The sequence below is a fragment of the Bradyrhizobium sp. Ses1 genome (assembly GCF_059512365.1).
In genome coordinates this window covers 1-14,763 of record NZ_JCAMOQ010000064.1, presented here as the reverse complement: position 1 = coordinate 14,763, position 14,763 = coordinate 1, and the positions used below count along the sequence as shown (strand labels likewise).

Annotated in this window: 30 protein-coding genes; 15 read left to right on the top strand and 15 right to left on the bottom strand. The window is 60.9% G+C overall.

From position 1 onward, the window contains the following. Window positions 1-59: 59 nt before the first annotated feature. From AC5ZG5_RS40540 to AC5ZG5_RS40470, 15 genes are all read right to left on the bottom strand, one after another. Window positions 60-425: an HNH endonuclease gene (locus AC5ZG5_RS40540; protein WP_456642245.1), complete on the bottom strand. Its 366-nt coding sequence runs from the start codon at window positions 423-425 to the stop codon at window positions 60-62. Next, entirely contained in the window at window positions 418-591 is a 174-nt protein-coding gene (locus AC5ZG5_RS40535) for a hypothetical protein (RefSeq protein ID WP_456642244.1), read from the bottom strand. Before AC5ZG5_RS40535 ends, AC5ZG5_RS40540 begins: the two co-directional genes overlap by 8 nt. Before the next feature lie 313 nt (window positions 592-904). Beyond that, window positions 905-1,072 (bottom strand): hypothetical protein, encoded by a 168-nt coding sequence (locus tag AC5ZG5_RS40530; protein WP_456642243.1) that lies wholly within the window; start codon window positions 1,070-1,072, stop codon window positions 905-907. Next, window positions 1,069-1,488, bottom strand: a complete 420-nt coding sequence (locus tag AC5ZG5_RS40525) for a transcription termination/antitermination NusG family protein (RefSeq protein WP_456642242.1) — start codon at window positions 1,486-1,488, stop codon at window positions 1,069-1,071. Before AC5ZG5_RS40525 ends, AC5ZG5_RS40530 begins: the two co-directional genes overlap by 4 nt. Window positions 1,489-1,650: 162 nt before the next feature. Beyond that, the gene (locus AC5ZG5_RS40520) at window positions 1,651-2,556 is read right to left on the bottom strand and encodes a hypothetical protein (RefSeq protein WP_456642241.1); all 906 of its coding nucleotides are present in this window, start codon (window positions 2,554-2,556) and stop codon (window positions 1,651-1,653) included. Next, window positions 2,553-2,714 carry a hypothetical protein gene (locus AC5ZG5_RS40515; protein WP_456642240.1) on the bottom strand — a complete coding sequence of 54 codons (162 nt, stop codon included), beginning with the start codon at window positions 2,712-2,714 and terminating at the stop codon, window positions 2,553-2,555. Before AC5ZG5_RS40515 ends, AC5ZG5_RS40520 begins: the two co-directional genes overlap by 4 nt. 199 nt (window positions 2,715-2,913) lie before the next feature. Beyond that, a complete protein-coding gene (locus AC5ZG5_RS40510) occupies window positions 2,914-3,207 on the bottom strand; it encodes a DUF6378 domain-containing protein (protein ID WP_456642239.1) in 294 nt (97 codons plus the stop codon). Then, the gene (locus AC5ZG5_RS40505; RefSeq protein WP_456642238.1) at window positions 3,204-3,788 is read right to left on the bottom strand and encodes a hypothetical protein; all 585 of its coding nucleotides are present in this window, start codon (window positions 3,786-3,788) and stop codon (window positions 3,204-3,206) included. The genes AC5ZG5_RS40510 and AC5ZG5_RS40505 overlap by 4 nt, the downstream gene beginning before the upstream one ends. Further along, window positions 3,785-4,255, bottom strand: coding sequence for a hypothetical protein (locus AC5ZG5_RS40500; RefSeq protein ID WP_456642237.1), 471 nt, complete (start codon window positions 4,253-4,255; stop codon window positions 3,785-3,787). The genes AC5ZG5_RS40505 and AC5ZG5_RS40500 overlap by 4 nt, the downstream gene beginning before the upstream one ends. Continuing rightward, window positions 4,252-4,617, bottom strand: a complete 366-nt coding sequence (locus tag AC5ZG5_RS40495; protein ID WP_456642236.1) for a hypothetical protein — start codon at window positions 4,615-4,617, stop codon at window positions 4,252-4,254. The genes AC5ZG5_RS40500 and AC5ZG5_RS40495 overlap by 4 nt, the downstream gene beginning before the upstream one ends. Next, window positions 4,617-5,192 (bottom strand): GcrA family cell cycle regulator, encoded by a 576-nt coding sequence (locus AC5ZG5_RS40490; RefSeq protein ID WP_456642235.1) that lies wholly within the window; start codon window positions 5,190-5,192, stop codon window positions 4,617-4,619. Before AC5ZG5_RS40490 ends, AC5ZG5_RS40495 begins: the two co-directional genes overlap by 1 nt. Then, window positions 5,192-5,746, bottom strand: coding sequence for a helix-turn-helix domain-containing protein (locus tag AC5ZG5_RS40485; RefSeq protein ID WP_456642234.1), 555 nt, complete (start codon window positions 5,744-5,746; stop codon window positions 5,192-5,194). Before AC5ZG5_RS40485 ends, AC5ZG5_RS40490 begins: the two co-directional genes overlap by 1 nt. 20 nt (window positions 5,747-5,766) lie before the next feature. Continuing rightward, a complete protein-coding gene (locus tag AC5ZG5_RS40480) occupies window positions 5,767-6,234 on the bottom strand; it encodes a phage regulatory CII family protein (protein WP_456642233.1) in 468 nt (155 codons plus the stop codon). Window positions 6,235-6,298: 64 nt separating this feature from the next. After that, window positions 6,299-6,526: a hypothetical protein gene (locus AC5ZG5_RS40475; protein ID WP_456642232.1), complete on the bottom strand. Its 228-nt coding sequence runs from the start codon at window positions 6,524-6,526 to the stop codon at window positions 6,299-6,301. A 386-nt stretch (window positions 6,527-6,912) separates the two neighbouring features. Then, complete coding sequence (locus AC5ZG5_RS40470; RefSeq protein WP_456642231.1) at window positions 6,913-7,119, bottom strand: hypothetical protein; 207 nt, start codon at window positions 7,117-7,119, stop codon at window positions 6,913-6,915. A gap of 56 nt (window positions 7,120-7,175) precedes the next feature. Between AC5ZG5_RS40470 and AC5ZG5_RS40465 the strand changes: the two genes are divergently transcribed. The 15 genes from AC5ZG5_RS40465 (at window position 7,176) to AC5ZG5_RS40395 (ending at window position 14,640) form a co-directional block, all read left to right on the top strand. Next, window positions 7,176-7,937 carry a S24 family peptidase gene (locus tag AC5ZG5_RS40465; protein ID WP_456642230.1) on the top strand — a complete coding sequence of 254 codons (762 nt, stop codon included), beginning with the start codon at window positions 7,176-7,178 and terminating at the stop codon, window positions 7,935-7,937. A 350-nt stretch (window positions 7,938-8,287) separates the two neighbouring features. Further along, window positions 8,288-8,953: a hypothetical protein gene (locus AC5ZG5_RS40460; protein WP_456642229.1), complete on the top strand. Its 666-nt coding sequence runs from the start codon at window positions 8,288-8,290 to the stop codon at window positions 8,951-8,953. Beyond that, complete coding sequence (locus AC5ZG5_RS40455; RefSeq protein ID WP_456642228.1) at window positions 8,953-9,216, top strand: hypothetical protein; 264 nt, start codon at window positions 8,953-8,955, stop codon at window positions 9,214-9,216. The genes AC5ZG5_RS40460 and AC5ZG5_RS40455 overlap by 1 nt, the downstream gene beginning before the upstream one ends. Further along, window positions 9,216-9,377 (top strand): hypothetical protein, encoded by a 162-nt coding sequence (locus AC5ZG5_RS40450; protein WP_456642227.1) that lies wholly within the window; start codon window positions 9,216-9,218, stop codon window positions 9,375-9,377. The genes AC5ZG5_RS40455 and AC5ZG5_RS40450 overlap by 1 nt, the downstream gene beginning before the upstream one ends. Next, entirely contained in the window at window positions 9,374-9,832 is a 459-nt protein-coding gene (locus AC5ZG5_RS40445) for a DUF968 domain-containing protein (RefSeq protein ID WP_456642226.1), read from the top strand. Before AC5ZG5_RS40450 ends, AC5ZG5_RS40445 begins: the two co-directional genes overlap by 4 nt. A 46-nt stretch (window positions 9,833-9,878) precedes the next feature. Then, window positions 9,879-10,202 carry a hypothetical protein gene (locus tag AC5ZG5_RS40440; protein WP_456642225.1) on the top strand — a complete coding sequence of 108 codons (324 nt, stop codon included), beginning with the start codon at window positions 9,879-9,881 and terminating at the stop codon, window positions 10,200-10,202. Next, window positions 10,199-10,579 (top strand): hypothetical protein, encoded by a 381-nt coding sequence (locus AC5ZG5_RS40435; RefSeq protein ID WP_456642224.1) that lies wholly within the window; start codon window positions 10,199-10,201, stop codon window positions 10,577-10,579. The genes AC5ZG5_RS40440 and AC5ZG5_RS40435 overlap by 4 nt, the downstream gene beginning before the upstream one ends. Window positions 10,580-10,936: 357 nt before the next feature. Beyond that, window positions 10,937-11,116 (top strand): hypothetical protein, encoded by a 180-nt coding sequence (locus AC5ZG5_RS40430; protein WP_456642223.1) that lies wholly within the window; start codon window positions 10,937-10,939, stop codon window positions 11,114-11,116. A gap of 327 nt (window positions 11,117-11,443) precedes the next feature. Continuing rightward, the gene (locus AC5ZG5_RS40425) at window positions 11,444-11,926 is read left to right on the top strand and encodes a hypothetical protein (RefSeq protein WP_456642222.1); all 483 of its coding nucleotides are present in this window, start codon (window positions 11,444-11,446) and stop codon (window positions 11,924-11,926) included. Next, window positions 11,923-12,120: a hypothetical protein gene (locus AC5ZG5_RS40420; RefSeq protein ID WP_456642221.1), complete on the top strand. Its 198-nt coding sequence runs from the start codon at window positions 11,923-11,925 to the stop codon at window positions 12,118-12,120. The genes AC5ZG5_RS40425 and AC5ZG5_RS40420 overlap by 4 nt, the downstream gene beginning before the upstream one ends. Continuing rightward, complete coding sequence (locus AC5ZG5_RS40415; RefSeq protein WP_456642220.1) at window positions 12,117-12,755, top strand: hypothetical protein; 639 nt, start codon at window positions 12,117-12,119, stop codon at window positions 12,753-12,755. The genes AC5ZG5_RS40420 and AC5ZG5_RS40415 overlap by 4 nt, the downstream gene beginning before the upstream one ends. Next, entirely contained in the window at window positions 12,752-13,129 is a 378-nt protein-coding gene (locus AC5ZG5_RS40410; protein WP_456642219.1) for a hypothetical protein, read from the top strand. The genes AC5ZG5_RS40415 and AC5ZG5_RS40410 overlap by 4 nt, the downstream gene beginning before the upstream one ends. A gap of 44 nt (window positions 13,130-13,173) precedes the next feature. After that, window positions 13,174-13,320: a hypothetical protein gene (locus AC5ZG5_RS40405; protein WP_456642218.1), complete on the top strand. Its 147-nt coding sequence runs from the start codon at window positions 13,174-13,176 to the stop codon at window positions 13,318-13,320. Beyond that, window positions 13,320-13,568 carry a hypothetical protein gene (locus AC5ZG5_RS40400; RefSeq protein WP_456642217.1) on the top strand — a complete coding sequence of 83 codons (249 nt, stop codon included), beginning with the start codon at window positions 13,320-13,322 and terminating at the stop codon, window positions 13,566-13,568. Before AC5ZG5_RS40405 ends, AC5ZG5_RS40400 begins: the two co-directional genes overlap by 1 nt. After that, window positions 13,537-14,640, top strand: a complete 1,104-nt coding sequence (locus AC5ZG5_RS40395; RefSeq protein ID WP_456642216.1) for a site-specific integrase — start codon at window positions 13,537-13,539, stop codon at window positions 14,638-14,640. The genes AC5ZG5_RS40400 and AC5ZG5_RS40395 overlap by 32 nt, the downstream gene beginning before the upstream one ends. The last annotated feature ends 123 nt before the right edge of the window (window positions 14,641-14,763 follow it).

The window sequence follows — 14,763 nt, the reverse complement described above, 5'->3', positions numbered from 1 at the left end:
CTGCGTGAGGTGGCCGCCGGTGCCGTAGGGAGGCGGCTCGGAAGTTTCCGACCGCCCCCCTACCTCTCGGCTGCTCTTTCCTCGGCCTGGATGAGGCTGTCATGCACAGCCTTGGTGACCGTCTCGATGTTGTTGGTGTCCCAGAACAGCGCTGGGTCGCCTTTGTGTGGCTTCTTGTGGTTCGCCACTGGACTGTTTGGATCGGGATACTTGCCGCTGCACAGCTCACCTGTGCGCTGGCATGTGTAGTTGTCCCGAACGAATATCTCTAGGCGCAGCTGCCGCCATCGTGGCGTGCGGTACCATGCGCGCCATGGTGACAGCTGCTCGCGGCGTCGATCAGCCGCCTTCTCATCGCCTGCAGCATAGCTGAGCCGCGGCGCTGCGGTGCCGAGGCGCGGCCTCAGCGTTGTCAACTTAGGCACAGTCACCATCCGGCGCGACGTACTCGCTCGGCGCCGTGTCAGCGTGCAGCATCACCAGATCGTCGACAGGCTCTTGCGCAAAGAGCACCTTGCGACGGCGGCGTATACGCAACTTGCCGCCGTCGCTTGGTGGCTTCCCGAAGGAAACGCGGATCACTTCACCCATTCTGTTTCCTGAAATACAGGAACAAGAACATGGACAGGATGGTGACGTCGACCATGCCGACGCAGATAACCCACGCGTCCGGTTCTGTCAGGCCCATGTCAATCCTACGTAGCGTTTCACGTGAAACAAAACCAGAACGAGATTACTTCGGGCACATTAATCCATCAGCGCCTATCCGATTTTTCTCGGAGGCAGTGCCCGGAGGGATCGGAAAGGGATGAGACCGCACATCGATATCCGTTGCTGCGAATATGCATGAAGCGTTGCTGATTTGTCAGTTAGTGTTCTACTAACGTTTCGCTAAAACGTTTCGCTAACGCGGCTTCAGCTCCCTGATCAATTCAGCCGCAATTTCCCAAGCGCGCTTGTATGTCTTGTTGGCGTGCCGCGCTTCCAGCGCCTCGGCTGCACTCTCCAGCGCAGTCCGAGCGGCGTCCGCCCTTTCGAGCTCGATCCTGCGCATCAGATCCGCTTCGGTCATGCCGCTTCCTTTTGCACCATCCTTGCACGCTTGCTCGGCCGTGGCTTTCGGCTCCGTCGGCGCGACTTGGTCGCGATAGGCGCGCTGATCACCGCGTCGTTCAGCTCGCCGCAGAAGTCCTGCAGCACCATCCTCATCATCTCGTCATTCGCGACAGGAATGGCCTTTTCATCCGAGACGAGTACCCGCTGCACGCCCTCTATGTGCCTGATCTGGCTCCAGCCCTTGGAATCGGTGCGAAAGAAAACGTACCCAGGAACTGCCGCGAGCGCATGATCCGACTTCCTTCCCCTCGTAATCCGCGTGCGCATGAATGCCGGCAGGAACGTTCCGCGCTCCAATTTCTCGATCTCGGTCCGCACCTTTCGCTCCATACCCGAGACCATCTGGCAGGCCGCCCAATACTGCTCACCCATTCCATGTCCCTCAATTTCGAATGCTGCTCTTGATCGTCTTTTTCGGCTGCTGCGCCGGACGCTTGCCGAAGCGCTCCTTCAGTTCATCCGCGACGCGCTGGAGTTTCGCCCTCTGGCCGGCCTGATTGCGCCAGCGTCGCCATCCCTTACCGACGCCACAGCTCACGCCGCATCCTCCGCCTCTCGTGGCAATCGTTCGCCGGTCGCCTCGTCGTATCCTTCAGGAACGAGCGTCGGCCTAAACCAGCCGCGGCGCAGGCGGCCGTTTTCGTCCCGGTTGTCGGTTACGGGCGATCCTCGCCCCGTCGTCGCGCGCAGGTGCTGATCCCAGCACGCCCATTCCATCGTTCCTTCGACGATGAAAACCTGTTGCGACACGACCTGAAGGCCGGCGGCCGGCGGCGCCTTGGCGTGCGCGTCGCGGATTGCCCCGTCGAAATAGTCCAGCGTCGCCGGCTTGGTGCCGCGCTTCAGCACGGTCTCGACCGCCGCGAGGATCGTCCCCTGCGCATAGCCCTCGCGGAGCCAATGCTCGCATCGGGACAGGTTCGGGATCGGCAACTGCCTGCCCAGGAACAGCGCTGAGACAGCGGCACCGACGGCCGACGCCCTCCTCTTCAAATCCTCATCAACCGGCGCGCAGCCGCCCTCTGCTCTGCTCTGCTCTGTTTCTGAATCTGCTCTGCTCTGCTCTGGTGCCGTTTCACTGCCCGTTTCTGAAACGTTTCGTTTGCCGTTACCTGAAGCGTTTCGTTGTTTATCCCTGAAACGTTTCACCCTTGGTGTTGAGCTGTCGGATTGAAACTGCCTGCCGTCCCAATTGTGAGGACGGAAGACGCCGTCGACATTGTCGACCAGCTTGGCCTTGACGAGCACCGCCAGCCACAGAGCGACCTTGGCCGGCTTCTCGCGCAGCCGCAGCGCGATGTCGTCCGTCGGCGGCAGCACGCCGCCGTTGGCCGAAGCGATGCATTGCAGCGTGAACCAGGCGCGAAACTCCGAATCCGACAGCCGCAACAGCTTCGGGTGGTCGATCGCGTCGTCGTATGCCCTCCACCAATGCGTCATGCGGCAGCCCCCTTGATGATCTTTTCGAGCTGCTGCGCGGCGAAGGCGATTCCCTCGTTCCAGCCGCGCAGGAAGACGCGATCGGGATTGAGCTTCTCATCCGCCACCTTGCCAGCGGCGAGCAATTCGCGGAGCTGTTGTACCTGTTCAGCCGTCATGCCGCAGTGTCTTTCTCGTTCACAGCCAGAAATTTCCCGCGCACGATCAAATGCCGCGCGGTGGTCCTACTCACTCGAAACATCCCGGAGACGACTCTGTGCGCCTCTTCCTGAGTGGTGCACGTCTTCCGGATACTGAGCGCTATCCGCGCCATGTCGTCCCGGTCGGCTTTTGGTATGCGCTTCCCGGGCCGTATCGTCATTTCTGCAGCCGCTGCGCCGCCTCGCCGGCGATCGCCGACCAGCCGCACTGGTCGATGTGGTTGTCGGCGCGCAGCGGGCCCGTGTAGGCCCTCGCCTGCTTCAGGCTCGACATCATCTGCGCGACATCGTGCTCGTCGATCGGCCGCTTAGGCGCCTTCCCTGCTATGGTGAGGAGCCCGTTCCACATCAACGCGATGCGGCCAAGGCCGTCCATAACATCGCCATAGGCCGCCTTTCGGTCGCCGCAGACGAGTTCAGCAGCCGATGCTAGGATCTCGCTCGCGATCATGCGCCACGCCCTTCGTAAATGAGCCGCGCGCGGCCGATGCCGAGACCCGGCGCCGGTCCCCAGACGTACCAAGCATGGTCCTCGGTGCCTGACGTATCGCCGGGAAACCACTGGATCCGATCGACCAATGCGATCTTGGCGCAGAAGCGCGGATTCTCGGCGAAGAGGTCAGCTCGCGTCTTGCCGAAGTCGAATTTCGCGGTCAGTAACAGCGCCACCCAGCCCGCGCAGCGCTTCAAGGCCAACCTGGCAAACTTCACCGCGTCACGATTTTGCACCCCGTATGGCGGGTTGGTGTAGATCGCGTTGAAGTTCCGCGGGTGCGTGCTGGCGGCGCTGAGCGGCGACAGGAAATCGAAATAGCTGTCATGCGCGCGATCGTAGGTCGCGATATCGCTCGTGACGACCTTGGCGCCGTGATCTCGTATCACGTCGGCGATCATATGGTTGCCCGCGGCAGGCTCCCAAACCACATGTCCGATGCCGACTGGGAAATGACGCAGGAGCGCTTCCGTCGCCCACGGCTCGGTTTGATACAGGTCATTTTCCTTGCGGACATAATTCGAAGCGACAACGGTCACGCAGCCCTCCCGGATGATTTGAATCTGCGGTCGCCGGCCTGGCAGGCTTCGTCGAACGTGAGCCCCATTTCGGTCATGCGCCTATGGACGCGGTTCATGCTGACGCCGCGGCGGCGCGCGCCCTCCGTCAGGCTCATCTCCTCGCCGTCGATGACCACGACAATCGTCTTCGCCTGGTTGAACGTCTGCTCTTGATGGGTTGCCCAGCAACAGTTTCCGGGTTCATATCCCTTGGATCGATCTTCCCGATCGAGTGTCTTGCCGACGGGCCGCTCGCCCATGTCGGCCAAGAAGTTCTCGAATGAGTTGAGCCAACGATCACAAACCGTAATGCCCTTCGCCCCATACCATTTGTACTGGACTGCCTTCGGGTTACAGCAGCGCTCCCTCATCTTGAGCCAAGTCTTATAGGTCGGCGTCTTACTCATGCCGTGAGTTCGGTTGTGGGCGCCGATATCGAAGCTCACGTCGACCTCCCGCGGAATACGCCGCTCGCATAGACCGGATAGTTATGGAGATGCTTAAGGGGATCGGACAAGCACGGTCGGATGCTGTTCGTCTTCAACAGCACGCCGTCCTTGATGGCACGCCGCCAAATCTGCCCCATGCAGTTCGGGTGGCTCGGCTTGACCTTCAGATGCCGGAGCAGATCGTCGATGTGAACTTCGGCCTGTCTCCGCGCGATATGGCAGATCGCGGCGTAAGCCACCTCCGCAAAGTCCGAACCGGTCAACGTCTCGGCGAATTCGGCCTCGAGCATACCTACATCACGCGCGCGGACGGCCTGGGCGGCCGCGTAGTCGTCGAATGAGAGCTGTTGCGGCTGCATCAGGCCCGAGCCTCCGCCGTATTGCGCACCGCCTGCGCCAGCATGGCGCGCAACTCGGCCTTGGACATTTCCGGCAGGCGCGGAAGCTGGTTGCGATATGATGGATGAGTCCGGCTGGTGACGCCGATCCGGACAATCGGATTGACAGCCGCGGCGGCCTCACGACGCTTTTCGTTCCGCCGCGCGTATTTGCGCTTCAGCCTGGCGCCGAGGATCATCTTGCGATCGGCTTCCTGGCTTGGCGTGTACCGATTCATGTCGATGCCGTGCCTGCCCGCCAGCGATAGGATCTGATGAAACTTGACGCCCATGATGTCGGCGATGTGGAGCGCGTACTTGCCATCCGCAGCGAGTTCGCGCACCTTCTGCACTTCTTCATCGGTCCAGTATTTGGCGTTCTTGTTCCGGCCGCCGGCGGGCACACCGCCGCGGCCGTTAAGATTGACACCGATGCGATATGCCTTTCCGATCACCGCGCTTCGCGTCGCACCAATCTGCGCGCCGATCTGGGAGGCCGACATCCCCTCGCCACAGAGACGCTTGAGCTCGGAAATCTTCTCCTCGGTCCAGAACATCAGAGGTCCCTCAATCGGTTTTCGGCGATGGCGCGCGCATCCGCCACCTGCTTTGCCAGCACCTTGTCGGCCTGGATTTGCGTGGCAATCTTCCGCACTGCGTGCAGCACGGTAGTGTGATCCCTGCCGCCGAACCGGCGCCCAATTTCCGGCAGAGACTGCCCTGTCATCGATCTGGCGAGATACATCGCGATCTGGCGCGCTCGGACGATGTCTGCGAACCGCCAACCCGATTTGAGTTCTCGGAGCGATATCTCTGGGAATATCTGTAGAACGGACCGCTGCACTACCTCGATGCGGCTCATTGGGATGAGCCGGTCCATGCTGCGATGCGCCGCCATCATGAGGCTATTCGGTATCGGAGGCGCCACCGCTGGCTCGGACTGCGCGACAGGGGCGGCTTCCGCGATCGTCGGCGCCGGCGCAATCTCGATCGGCTTGGACAATGGCACTGCAGCCGCCATCCGCTGTCTACGCGCGGCCTGTGCAGCCGCCTCGCGCAGTTGCTCCGTCGTTGCCGACCTGCGCGGGTCATAGATTGCTGAGTGATGCATTTGCCCTGCCCTTTCGTTCGTCAGGCCTTCGCGCGGATGCGCCGGCAGTCGTCCTGCAGGCGCGTGACGTTATCCTTGAGGTCTTCTCCCGCATTTTCGATGCGAAGCGCCTCGTTTGGCGTGACCTTGCCGTCCGCGAGCGCCGTGCACATCTCCGAAATCAGTTCGCCGCTCTCACGACCGACGGAGCCGACGTGCTGCGCCATGCTCTCCACCGCGACGCCGCGCTCATCCTTCACCAGGTCATAGCCACGCATCTCCGCCCAAGCGCGCAGGATACGGTCGTCGCCCGCAAGCGCGTCGAGATCCATCGCGACGTCAATCGGAGCGAATTCATGCTCATTCGGATTGCCGTACTTGCTGAGCATGCTGCCGTGGGTGCGCGTGTGCTTGGCGACCTCGGCGAGCGTCCCGGCTTCCGCCGTTGCGCGGCGCGTGGCGGCCTTGAGCGCGAGATAGTCCTGCTGGCGATACGGTCTGGCGTTCACGTTTCGGGCCTCGATCGTTTTAAGTTGGAGCCGACGACGCCACACGGCATCGTCCGCTCATGAACTACGCGGCATACAAATCAGCAGAAGACGCTTCACTCGCCGCAGCAGTGCGCAACGTGCTGGCGTTGTTCTGGTTGGCTAAGCTGCAAAGAGAGATGCCTTGCGCGAGCCATTCGGCCTCGAGCGCGCTGATAGCGGCGTCGAGTTCGGCGTCGCATGAAGAAAGAAGCGACGACGCCGAAGCGCCGTCGCAGTCAGGGAGGAAACGCGCCGTCTCTCCGGCTGTCACCGCTGTCCCGGCCTGCAAGGCTAATGCGGTTGGCCCATCTACGACCCCGGGATGGAGCATGGCGCTAGCGTCACTCGCGCTTCCGATTCCTGATGTAGTCTTGACGCAGGAAAAGCTCGTTGAATTGGATGCGGTCTCTCCCGCCGTCACGTCCATAAACTCAGACGTTGCAGTCAGGACCGCGCCTGACACGTCTACTCGCAACCCCGTTCCGGCGGTAGATCGTCTTACGGTGCCTGTGACACCAGCCGTTCCGGCTTTGCCTTCGGTTGCTTTCGCTCGGGATGTGATTGCGCCGGCCGCGTCACGAGGGGGGCTGGGGGCGCGCGTGGTTGCGGCCGGCGCTTCAGTCTCCGGATGGGAGGCTGAAATGGAATTCAGTGGGGTCATGCGGCCACCCCGCGCCGCTCGCGCATGAACGCGCGAATGCGATCCATCGTTTCGAGCCGCGGGTTCCGTCCCTTCCTGAGCGACCGATAAAGGTTCGGATCCTTAATCGCCCGCCACCCGAATTCAGTAGCGGTGATCCCCTCGCGCTCAATGAAGGCGTCGATCTCTTTGACCAGGTCAGCAATCGTCGGATGCAGCTTCATAATAGGAAGCTGTAATAGCAAGATTACTATTACGTCAATAGGAAATTTCAGCCGGGATGGAAAATAGGTATTATCCTATAAACGGCGGCATGGACATGGTTCGAAAGCTGATTCTGGATAAGCTGGCCGAGAAGGGTCTTTCAATGAAGGACGCCTCGCTGAAGATGGGCCGCGCGCATTCATACCTATACCAGTTCCTCAAGAAGGGGCTGCCACGCGAGTTGCACGAGCGCGATCGCATCAGCTTGGGCACAATTTTGGATGTTCCCGAAGATGAACTTCGTGGGCCCTCCTCTACCGTGCTGCCGAAGCGCAGCTATGAGAAGAAAGCGACGACCGCACGCGAAAGTTCAGTTGACCTTACCGCACATCCGCCTCAATCTTTCCAGCCGCGAACAGTGCCAGGCGCCGATCTATTCGGCGGACAAATGGACTTCCCAATATTTGGCACAGCGCAGGGAGGGCAAGACGGGGCGTTAATTGTGTCAGAAGCTGCAGTAGACTGGGATGTTCGTCCGGCCGTACTTCTACGGGTTCGAGACGGATACGGAATGATCGTATCTGGCGACTCGATGGCGCCAGAGCACAAGCACGGATCCATTGCGCTGGTGAATCCTCACATGCCGGCGCGCGTAGGCGACTCTTGTGTATTTCGCAGCCACCTCGAAGACGGCACCAATCTCGCGATGATCAAGGAGTATCGTGGTCAGACCGAGACGCACTGGAAGGTCCGCCAGCACAACCCGCCGAAGGACTTTCAGCTTAAAAAGAGCGAGTGGCAGGTGGTGCATCGCACCGTTGGGAATTACTTCCCGTAGCTTTGCGGCTCCATACAATCCTGGTCGGTGTATGGCTACGATCGTCTGATCGTAGCTATTTTTATTAGAATCATTCTTACTGATAGGATTTTTGCTATTGACAGCATAATAGCAATCCTACTATTGTGTCCTCCATCAGATCGCTGGAGGACACCGTGTCCGACCTCGTCGAAGCTACCATTGACCTCAGTGTGATCGTCGCGTTCTGCGCGTCGGTGCTCGTTATTTCCGCGCTCGTTTTCGGGGGCGCGTAATGAGCACGTACCAAACCGTCATCCTGCTGCTCATCATCTCCGAGCTGATCCTCGCCGGGTTCATTGAGGCAACCCTCGTCCTCGAGGAGCCCGCCCATGACTGAGCTCGCTCCTGAAGTCGTCGACCTCCTCCGCGCCGGCGCCGCCGATCATCTCGGCTACTGCTGCCGTCCGTCGCAGGTCGTGAAGCTCTATCCGGCCATCCAGGCGGCGGAGCGCGCGGGCTACGTGCGGTTTATCGGCGAGCATCCTTGGATCACCGAGGCGGGTCGGAAGGCCATCGGCGCGCCCACCCAGGCCGAGGCGGACCGCGCGAAGCTGATCGAACTGTGTAGCCGGCGGAAGAAGCTCGTTCCGGCGAAGCGCGACGATCCGCGGACGGACTTCGACTACCGTTCCTACAAGAGCATGGATTACGTCTGCACGCTGCTGGTGAAGCAGCCGGACGCGCGGGAGAACCCGTCCTCGATCCGCGTCGGGCGGTCGCTGAGCAGCGACCCGCAATTCCTTGGCCCGCGCAACTCGATCATCTTGCCGGAGAGCGAAGGCCGGTTTGTGCTCGCCATCATGCCCGCGTGGCTCGTCCGGAAATGCTTGCTGCCGACCTACCCATTCCCGCTCGATGAAGAGGATCCCGCCTTCACCGCCGACGAGCGCGCGACCTGGGATCGCCTCCGGCTCGTCTGCCATTCGGTCAATGCCCGCATTCGCGGCGCCGGCCGGCGCCAGTCCGAACGCTTCCGTTATGGGGAGTCCGCCTGATGAACAAGCATGTCGCGTCGGTTGTCCCGTTCCGCCGTCCGCTGGAATCCATGAGCCGCGCCGAGATCGTCGATTGCATGGCGGCGCACCTGGTCGCCGCGATCCTTCACGACGGACTCGACACGTCGTCCGACGTCGACGTGATCGAATGCCTGCTGAGCACGCCAGAGCGGTTTCAATCCCGCGTCGTCCTCAATCACTTCGACGATGCACTGGCGGAGGCGAAGCAAATCCTGATCGCGAAAGAGATGGGTGACGTGTGATGGATCAGCCTCTCATCGCCATCCTCGCGCTCGTCGCATTTTCGCTGTTCGCGATCGGGTACGGCATCGGCCTCGTGGAAGGCCGGAGCCGGCGCGCCGACGACATGGACCTCCACTCGCACGGGGACAACCTCGAGCAGCGCGCGAGGCGCGTGCAATGAGCGAGCTCCGCCAGCGCCATCCAAGGCAGAGAGACGAAGCCCACCTGCGCTACGTGCGCGCGCAGCCGTGCTGCATCGGCTACTGCAATCGACCGGCCGAGGCCGCGCATATCCGCATGGGATGCATCGCGATCGGCAAAGACCAAACCGGCATGCAGCAGAAGCCCGACGACAAGTGGACGGTACCGCTTTGCAACTATCACCACCAGTCTGGGACGCTCGCCCAACACAAGATCGGTGAGGAGCGCTTTTGGCGCGAGGTTCACGGCATCGATCCATTTCGGCTCGCCGCGAAACTCTGGATCGAATCCGGCGGCGCTATCCGTGAGTTCATGCATTCGCCTGTGAAGCGGCCGAAGCCGGTCAAAGCGCGGAAGCCGAAAGAGCAGCGCCGCAAGATCCCGGGCCGTCGCTTCAATGGCGATCCGATTCCGAGCCGGCCGGCGGCGCCCTAACCCCCTCGCTAATGCGTCTCGCACACGATCGGAGAGAGGACAGACAATGGATGCAGATTTGAAGAAGCGATGGGTCGAGGCGCTGCGGAGTGGTGATTACAAGCAGGGCCGAAGAGTGCTGCGTCAGGACGACATGTATTGCTGCCTGGGCGTTCTCTGTGATTTGGCCGCCACCGGCGAGTGGCGTCGGCAGCCAGATGGCCAAACGCATGTGTATTCCGTCGATGGGGAATACGACGACATCTACATGCCGTGGCCAGTTATGGCGTTTTGCGGTCTCGACCACAATAAGGAAATGGCTGTCTCTACGATGAACGACGATGGCAAGTCCTTCGCGGACATCGCTTCGTGGATCGAGGCCAACCTATGACCCCCACCGAGCGGAAGCCAGAGAGCTCGCCGGGGCCGTGGCGAGTTACCGAAGGCGAGAACGGCTTGATCGTTCGCGCAACGGATAGCACCGGCAAGCCGATCGCGTCGATGTGGCTCAATGGCGACGACCCGAAAGCCAACGCCGACCTGATCTGCCGAGCCGTTAACAGCCATCCAGAATTGGTGCGGGCTCTTGAGGAGACTGCCAAGCGCTGGGATGGGACGGCTGACCAACTGGAGCGATGGGCCAATGAGAGCCTCAGCGGAGGCTGGTCCACTCACCAAGTTGAAGCGAACCGCGCCGAGGCCGAGTACTGCCGCGCGAACGCGCGTAACGCCCGTCGCGCTCTCCTGTCATCTCGGAGCCGGCCATGATCTGGCTAGCCGCCCTCGCCCTCTATCTCCTGCCCGGCGTTCTCCCGGCTCTCTACGTCCTTCGTGGAGGATTCATGGGCTGTCCGGGGTGGCTACTGGCGCTCGGGGTGCTCGTGGCGTGGCCGTGGATGGTGGGGAGGTCCTGACGTGTACCCCGCCGGAGGCATCTTCAGCCCGTCACCTCAGCCCTGGTACAGCCCGGGGTGGAATGTGGAAAAGTGCCGTCGAAAGCGCAGCGAACGGCGGTGGAGGCGGTTCATGTGGGCGTGCAAGGCGTTCGCCGTCTTCGCCATGGTACTGGGGCTTTTGCAAATGCTGGGGTGGGTCGTTTCTTGAGATTGGGAAGGGGTGAGGACGATGGGCGACGAAGCAGATGCAGACTGGCAGGCTGGGCTCGGAGAGTGGGGCGAGGACGAAGCGCGCGAATATTACCGTGACATCTTAGCGAGATCGGTGCGCGCATCTCCTTTTCGCACCAGAAAGAAACGCCGGAAGTCCATTTCAATGCGCAAGGAACAGAACCATGACGCGGAATGATCTTCACCGCGCCAGTGAATGCGCAGCAACAATCACTTAGCCCGCTCTCTTCGCTTCAATTCGCGCTCGATGGATTCTCGGATGAACTCAGCCATGCGGTTAGGCCCGACCAACGCTTCGATGCGCTGCTTGGTTTCGATCGTCATCCGGACCTTGGTCTCAACCGTGTCCGATTTCTTGCTCAGCGGAGGGCGCCCCATGCGTCGCGGCATATCCGTCCCCGGAAAATTTGTCAAACTCGCCTCCTTCCCAAAAATAAGCGTCCCCGGTTATTGACAATATAACAGGGTACGGTTATAAACGCAATATCAGACACGGGAGATCGCAATGAAGTTCAAATTGATCCGCGTTGCAGGCGAAGTCCGCGCCGCTAGCGTTACCCTCACCGAGGCCGAGCGCATTGAGATACTGGCTGGCCGTGTGCCATTCGGTTACGCCGGCGGTCTCGGCATCGACCGGCAGGAAGTTGTTGAGGGGGGCATCATCAGCTTTTCGGGCGCCTGTTTCGTTGACCGCGAGGCGAACCTCATCAAGGCGTTGGGCGAGTTTCGCGATGCGCTGACTGCTTCCATCAAAGAGCAGGCCCGTATCCGCGCCGAGTTGAAGCGCGATATTCAGCGCGAAGAAGACGAGCGCGCCGGTTATGAGGCATTCCCTGGCGGCCGGTTCGCTGACGCCATGCGCGGCACCAAATCATTCCCGAACCACCCGCGCTGCCCCTTCAAGCAGCCGGCTCGTGTGGCCGCGTGGGAGGCCGGCTACAACCGCGCGCACGACGGGCTGATCGAAGCGTTTAGCGAGGCCGCATGAGCAACGCTCGCGTCGTCCTCTGCGAGGCTTGCGGCAGCGAGGGGCGACTTTTCACGCTCACGCATATCAGCCGCGAGGACGGCCAATGGGACGGCCACAGCGAGCCCTGCCCATGGTGCGAAGGAACTGGCGGCGAAGTGATCGAAACGCAGCCGATCGATATGGAAGATTTAGAGGAGATGTGCGGCCAATGACCCACGCTAACCACACCACATCATCCCCTATAGCCAGGGAGTTGGAGAAGCTGGCGGAGCGGCTTGAAGGCCATCTCGGTCCATTCAATTTTGTGACCCGTGAAGAGCGCACGCTAATCGTCAACGCCCTCCGCCTCTCCTCACGCTCGCCGCTAGTCGCCAAGTGCGCTGGCTGCGATGGCTACGAATGCGACAACGGATGCCGATACCCCCGCCCCGCCCATCCCGCCCCGGCCTCCCTGTCCGTAGCGGATGGGGAGGGCCTCCAACTGCTGTTGGAAGTGCGGGACTTCATCAACGATATCTCGGCTGGCGCTCCGATAACCGACGCTTCGCGGGATCACGCAACCGAATTTGTTGCGGAGCTGGACGCGCGTTTCTCCGAGCAGTGGGAGACCGAAGAGGTAAAGGCCCCCGCACCCGACACGGCCGCGTTGCGGGCGCTGGAACAAGCGAAAGCGGCTCTCATCAAAATACGTGCATGCAGCATTGCTGGCTGCGAAGAGGGATACGGTAAACCGGAATTGTGGGCAGATGCACTATTCCGGTCTCACTTTGATGTAGCTATGGCGCTCAAGGCAATCGACGCCGCGCTCGCCTCTCACGCTCTGCCCCTCCAGGAGGAGGGACGATGAGCGACCACGATTCATTCAGGGGCGCATGGGAAGAAGCTGTCAAGATGTACCGGGAGCAGAAGGCCGAGAACGATCGCCTCCGCGCCGAGATGAGTGACGAGTTCGAATACCTAAAGACATCCAACCAGATACTAAACGATCTGATGGATAAGCGAGACGACGAGATCACCCGCGTCCGCGCCGACCTCGCCACCATGAACGACAACCACCGCGCCATGGCCAAGCTGCTGGGTGATACGGGACGTGAACTGGAACGGCTCAAAACCTTCGTCCGTCAAGTCGCCAACTGCGACCTCTCAGACAACCAGAATATTCGCCGAGCACGAGAGCTGTGTGCGGACCTCTCCCCGGCAAGCGCGGGAGGTGAGAAGTGAAAGCTGGGGCATACATCAGGACGCGATACGAGCGAGCCTTAAGGATGGCTGCGCTCCACGAAGCGGAGGCAGCGAAGCTGCGCCAAGAGGCCGATGAGCATTTGGCTCAGGCCGAGAAAGAGCGAGACCAGGCGGCGCGCTGGGCCGCAGGCACCGATATCGCCCACCCCACCGAGACGGAGGCGCGGTAGTGAAGCGCGGATTGTCGAAACAGGAAGCCGCAGAATACTGTGGATGCGCGACCTTGGGCGCCTTCGACCAATGGCGCGCGAAGGGTATCGTGCCAGGTCCGATACCGGGCACCGCCAGATGGGATCGCAAGGCCCTCGATGCGGCTCTGGACCGGGCCAGCGGCATCATGACAAAATCCGAAGAACTCTCGCCATACCAACGCTGGAAAGCGGAAAATGCGCGGAAAGAAGAATCCGGCCACGCTTAAGGGCATCCACCGCGTCAAGAAGCGGATGGCCGATGGCTCCATCAAGGAGTATTGGTATCATCGCGTCACCGGCTTGCCGCTGGACAAGAGCAACTTAGCGCAAAGTTTTGCGGACGCTGAGAAGAAAAAGCGTCGCAATGGGGAAAAGACCCTGACGGATCTGATCCGGTTTTTCGACTCATCGAGCACCTTCGACAGCCTGAGCGACGATTCTCGCAAGGAGTATGTTTGGAAACTGCGGCGGATTGAAGCCAAATGGGGCAGTGTTCCGGAGGAGACATTCAATAGCGCCGATGATGCCGACGCTTTCGCCGCGGATGCGCTCGCTTGGCATCAGGAGCTAGGCAAGACTTCGCTCCGATCGGCCGACAACCTGATGTCTGCGCTGTGCCGCGTTCTGTCTTTCGCCAAAGAAAAGCGGCGTATCAAGCACCACCCGATTCCTTCGTTTGAGCGGCTCTATAAGAGCGACCGCGCCGACAAGGTATGGCCAGAGGAATTGCAACTGCAATTCATCAGGATGGCCAGGCCCGCCATGAAGACGGCCATGATCCTGGTTCGCAATACAGCCATGCGGGCGGCCGACATCAGGAAGTTCCCTTGGACCCACTACAACGGGCACCAGGTGCTGATACGCTCGAGCAAGACAGGAAAGCTTCTTTGGATTCCGGCCACCCGCGAACTGAAAGCCCACCTTGATGGCCTTGAGCGAACCGGCGCCCTGGTCATGCTGACGCCAACCGCGAAGGCCTACGCCAAGAGGTATTTCAACGAGCACTGGCGCGAGGACTGCGACAAGGTGGACGCGGAGAATGCCAAGCTGCACGGCGAGAACGCCGACTTTGTGAAGACGGCTGACCTCAATTTCCACGACAATCGCGGCACCGCAGCGACGCTGCTTGCAGAGGCCGGCGCCACAGCGCCCGAGATCGCCGAAGCGATGACATGGACGACCGATAAGGCTCAGAAGATCATTGACGCTTATCTCGCTCGCCGAGGCGTGCTGGCAGCGAACGCAATTCAGAAGCTTGAGGACTATCGGGAGGGCAAAATTGGTTTACAGACGCGATAAATTGTCTTTTGGAATCAATGCCGATGCCTTTAGGCAGTTTCCAGAAAATGTTGAGAAAAAACAACGAGTTTCCCGCGTCTGGGAGACTAGGGGTCGAAGGTTCAAATCCTTTCGCTCCGACCA

Coding starts and splice junctions, on each gene's coding strand:
- AC5ZG5_RS40490 (WP_456642235.1), bottom strand. CDS start 5,192: ATGTTCTGGACCGAGGAGAAGATTTCCGAGCTCAAGCGTCTCTGTGGC.
- AC5ZG5_RS40530 (WP_456642243.1), bottom strand. CDS start 1,072: ATGACCGAAGCGGATCTGATGCGCAGGATCGAGCTCGAAAGGGCGGAC.
- AC5ZG5_RS40485 (WP_456642234.1), bottom strand. CDS start 5,746: ATGCATCACTCAGCAATCTATGACCCGCGCAGGTCGGCAACGACGGAG.
- AC5ZG5_RS40510 (WP_456642239.1), bottom strand. CDS start 3,207: ATGATCGCGAGCGAGATCCTAGCATCGGCTGCTGAACTCGTCTGCGGC.
- AC5ZG5_RS40425 (WP_456642222.1), top strand. CDS start 11,444: ATGAAGTTCAAATTGATCCGCGTTGCAGGCGAAGTCCGCGCCGCTAGC.
- AC5ZG5_RS40405 (WP_456642218.1), top strand. CDS start 13,174: ATGGCTGCGCTCCACGAAGCGGAGGCAGCGAAGCTGCGCCAAGAGGCC.
- AC5ZG5_RS40450 (WP_456642227.1), top strand. CDS start 9,216: ATGGATCAGCCTCTCATCGCCATCCTCGCGCTCGTCGCATTTTCGCTG.
- AC5ZG5_RS40495 (WP_456642236.1), bottom strand. CDS start 4,617: ATGCAGCCGCAACAGCTCTCATTCGACGACTACGCGGCCGCCCAGGCC.
- AC5ZG5_RS40430 (WP_456642223.1), top strand. CDS start 10,937: ATGGGCGACGAAGCAGATGCAGACTGGCAGGCTGGGCTCGGAGAGTGG.
- AC5ZG5_RS40455 (WP_456642228.1), top strand. CDS start 8,953: ATGAACAAGCATGTCGCGTCGGTTGTCCCGTTCCGCCGTCCGCTGGAA.
- AC5ZG5_RS40515 (WP_456642240.1), bottom strand. CDS start 2,714: ATGACGGCTGAACAGGTACAACAGCTCCGCGAATTGCTCGCCGCTGGC.
- AC5ZG5_RS40445 (WP_456642226.1), top strand. CDS start 9,374: ATGAGCGAGCTCCGCCAGCGCCATCCAAGGCAGAGAGACGAAGCCCAC.
- AC5ZG5_RS40520 (WP_456642241.1), bottom strand. CDS start 2,556: ATGACGCATTGGTGGAGGGCATACGACGACGCGATCGACCACCCGAAG.
- AC5ZG5_RS40470 (WP_456642231.1), bottom strand. CDS start 7,119: ATGAAGCTGCATCCGACGATTGCTGACCTGGTCAAAGAGATCGACGCC.
- AC5ZG5_RS40465 (WP_456642230.1), top strand. CDS start 7,176: ATGGAAAATAGGTATTATCCTATAAACGGCGGCATGGACATGGTTCGA.
- AC5ZG5_RS40435 (WP_456642224.1), top strand. CDS start 10,199: ATGACCCCCACCGAGCGGAAGCCAGAGAGCTCGCCGGGGCCGTGGCGA.
- AC5ZG5_RS40535 (WP_456642244.1), bottom strand. CDS start 591: ATGGGTGAAGTGATCCGCGTTTCCTTCGGGAAGCCACCAAGCGACGGC.
- AC5ZG5_RS40420 (WP_456642221.1), top strand. CDS start 11,923: ATGAGCAACGCTCGCGTCGTCCTCTGCGAGGCTTGCGGCAGCGAGGGG.
- AC5ZG5_RS40395 (WP_456642216.1), top strand. CDS start 13,537: ATGCGCGGAAAGAAGAATCCGGCCACGCTTAAGGGCATCCACCGCGTC.
- AC5ZG5_RS40525 (WP_456642242.1), bottom strand. CDS start 1,488: ATGGGTGAGCAGTATTGGGCGGCCTGCCAGATGGTCTCGGGTATGGAG.
- AC5ZG5_RS40415 (WP_456642220.1), top strand. CDS start 12,117: ATGACCCACGCTAACCACACCACATCATCCCCTATAGCCAGGGAGTTG.
- AC5ZG5_RS40440 (WP_456642225.1), top strand. CDS start 9,879: ATGGATGCAGATTTGAAGAAGCGATGGGTCGAGGCGCTGCGGAGTGGT.
- AC5ZG5_RS40460 (WP_456642229.1), top strand. CDS start 8,288: ATGACTGAGCTCGCTCCTGAAGTCGTCGACCTCCTCCGCGCCGGCGCC.
- AC5ZG5_RS40410 (WP_456642219.1), top strand. CDS start 12,752: ATGAGCGACCACGATTCATTCAGGGGCGCATGGGAAGAAGCTGTCAAG.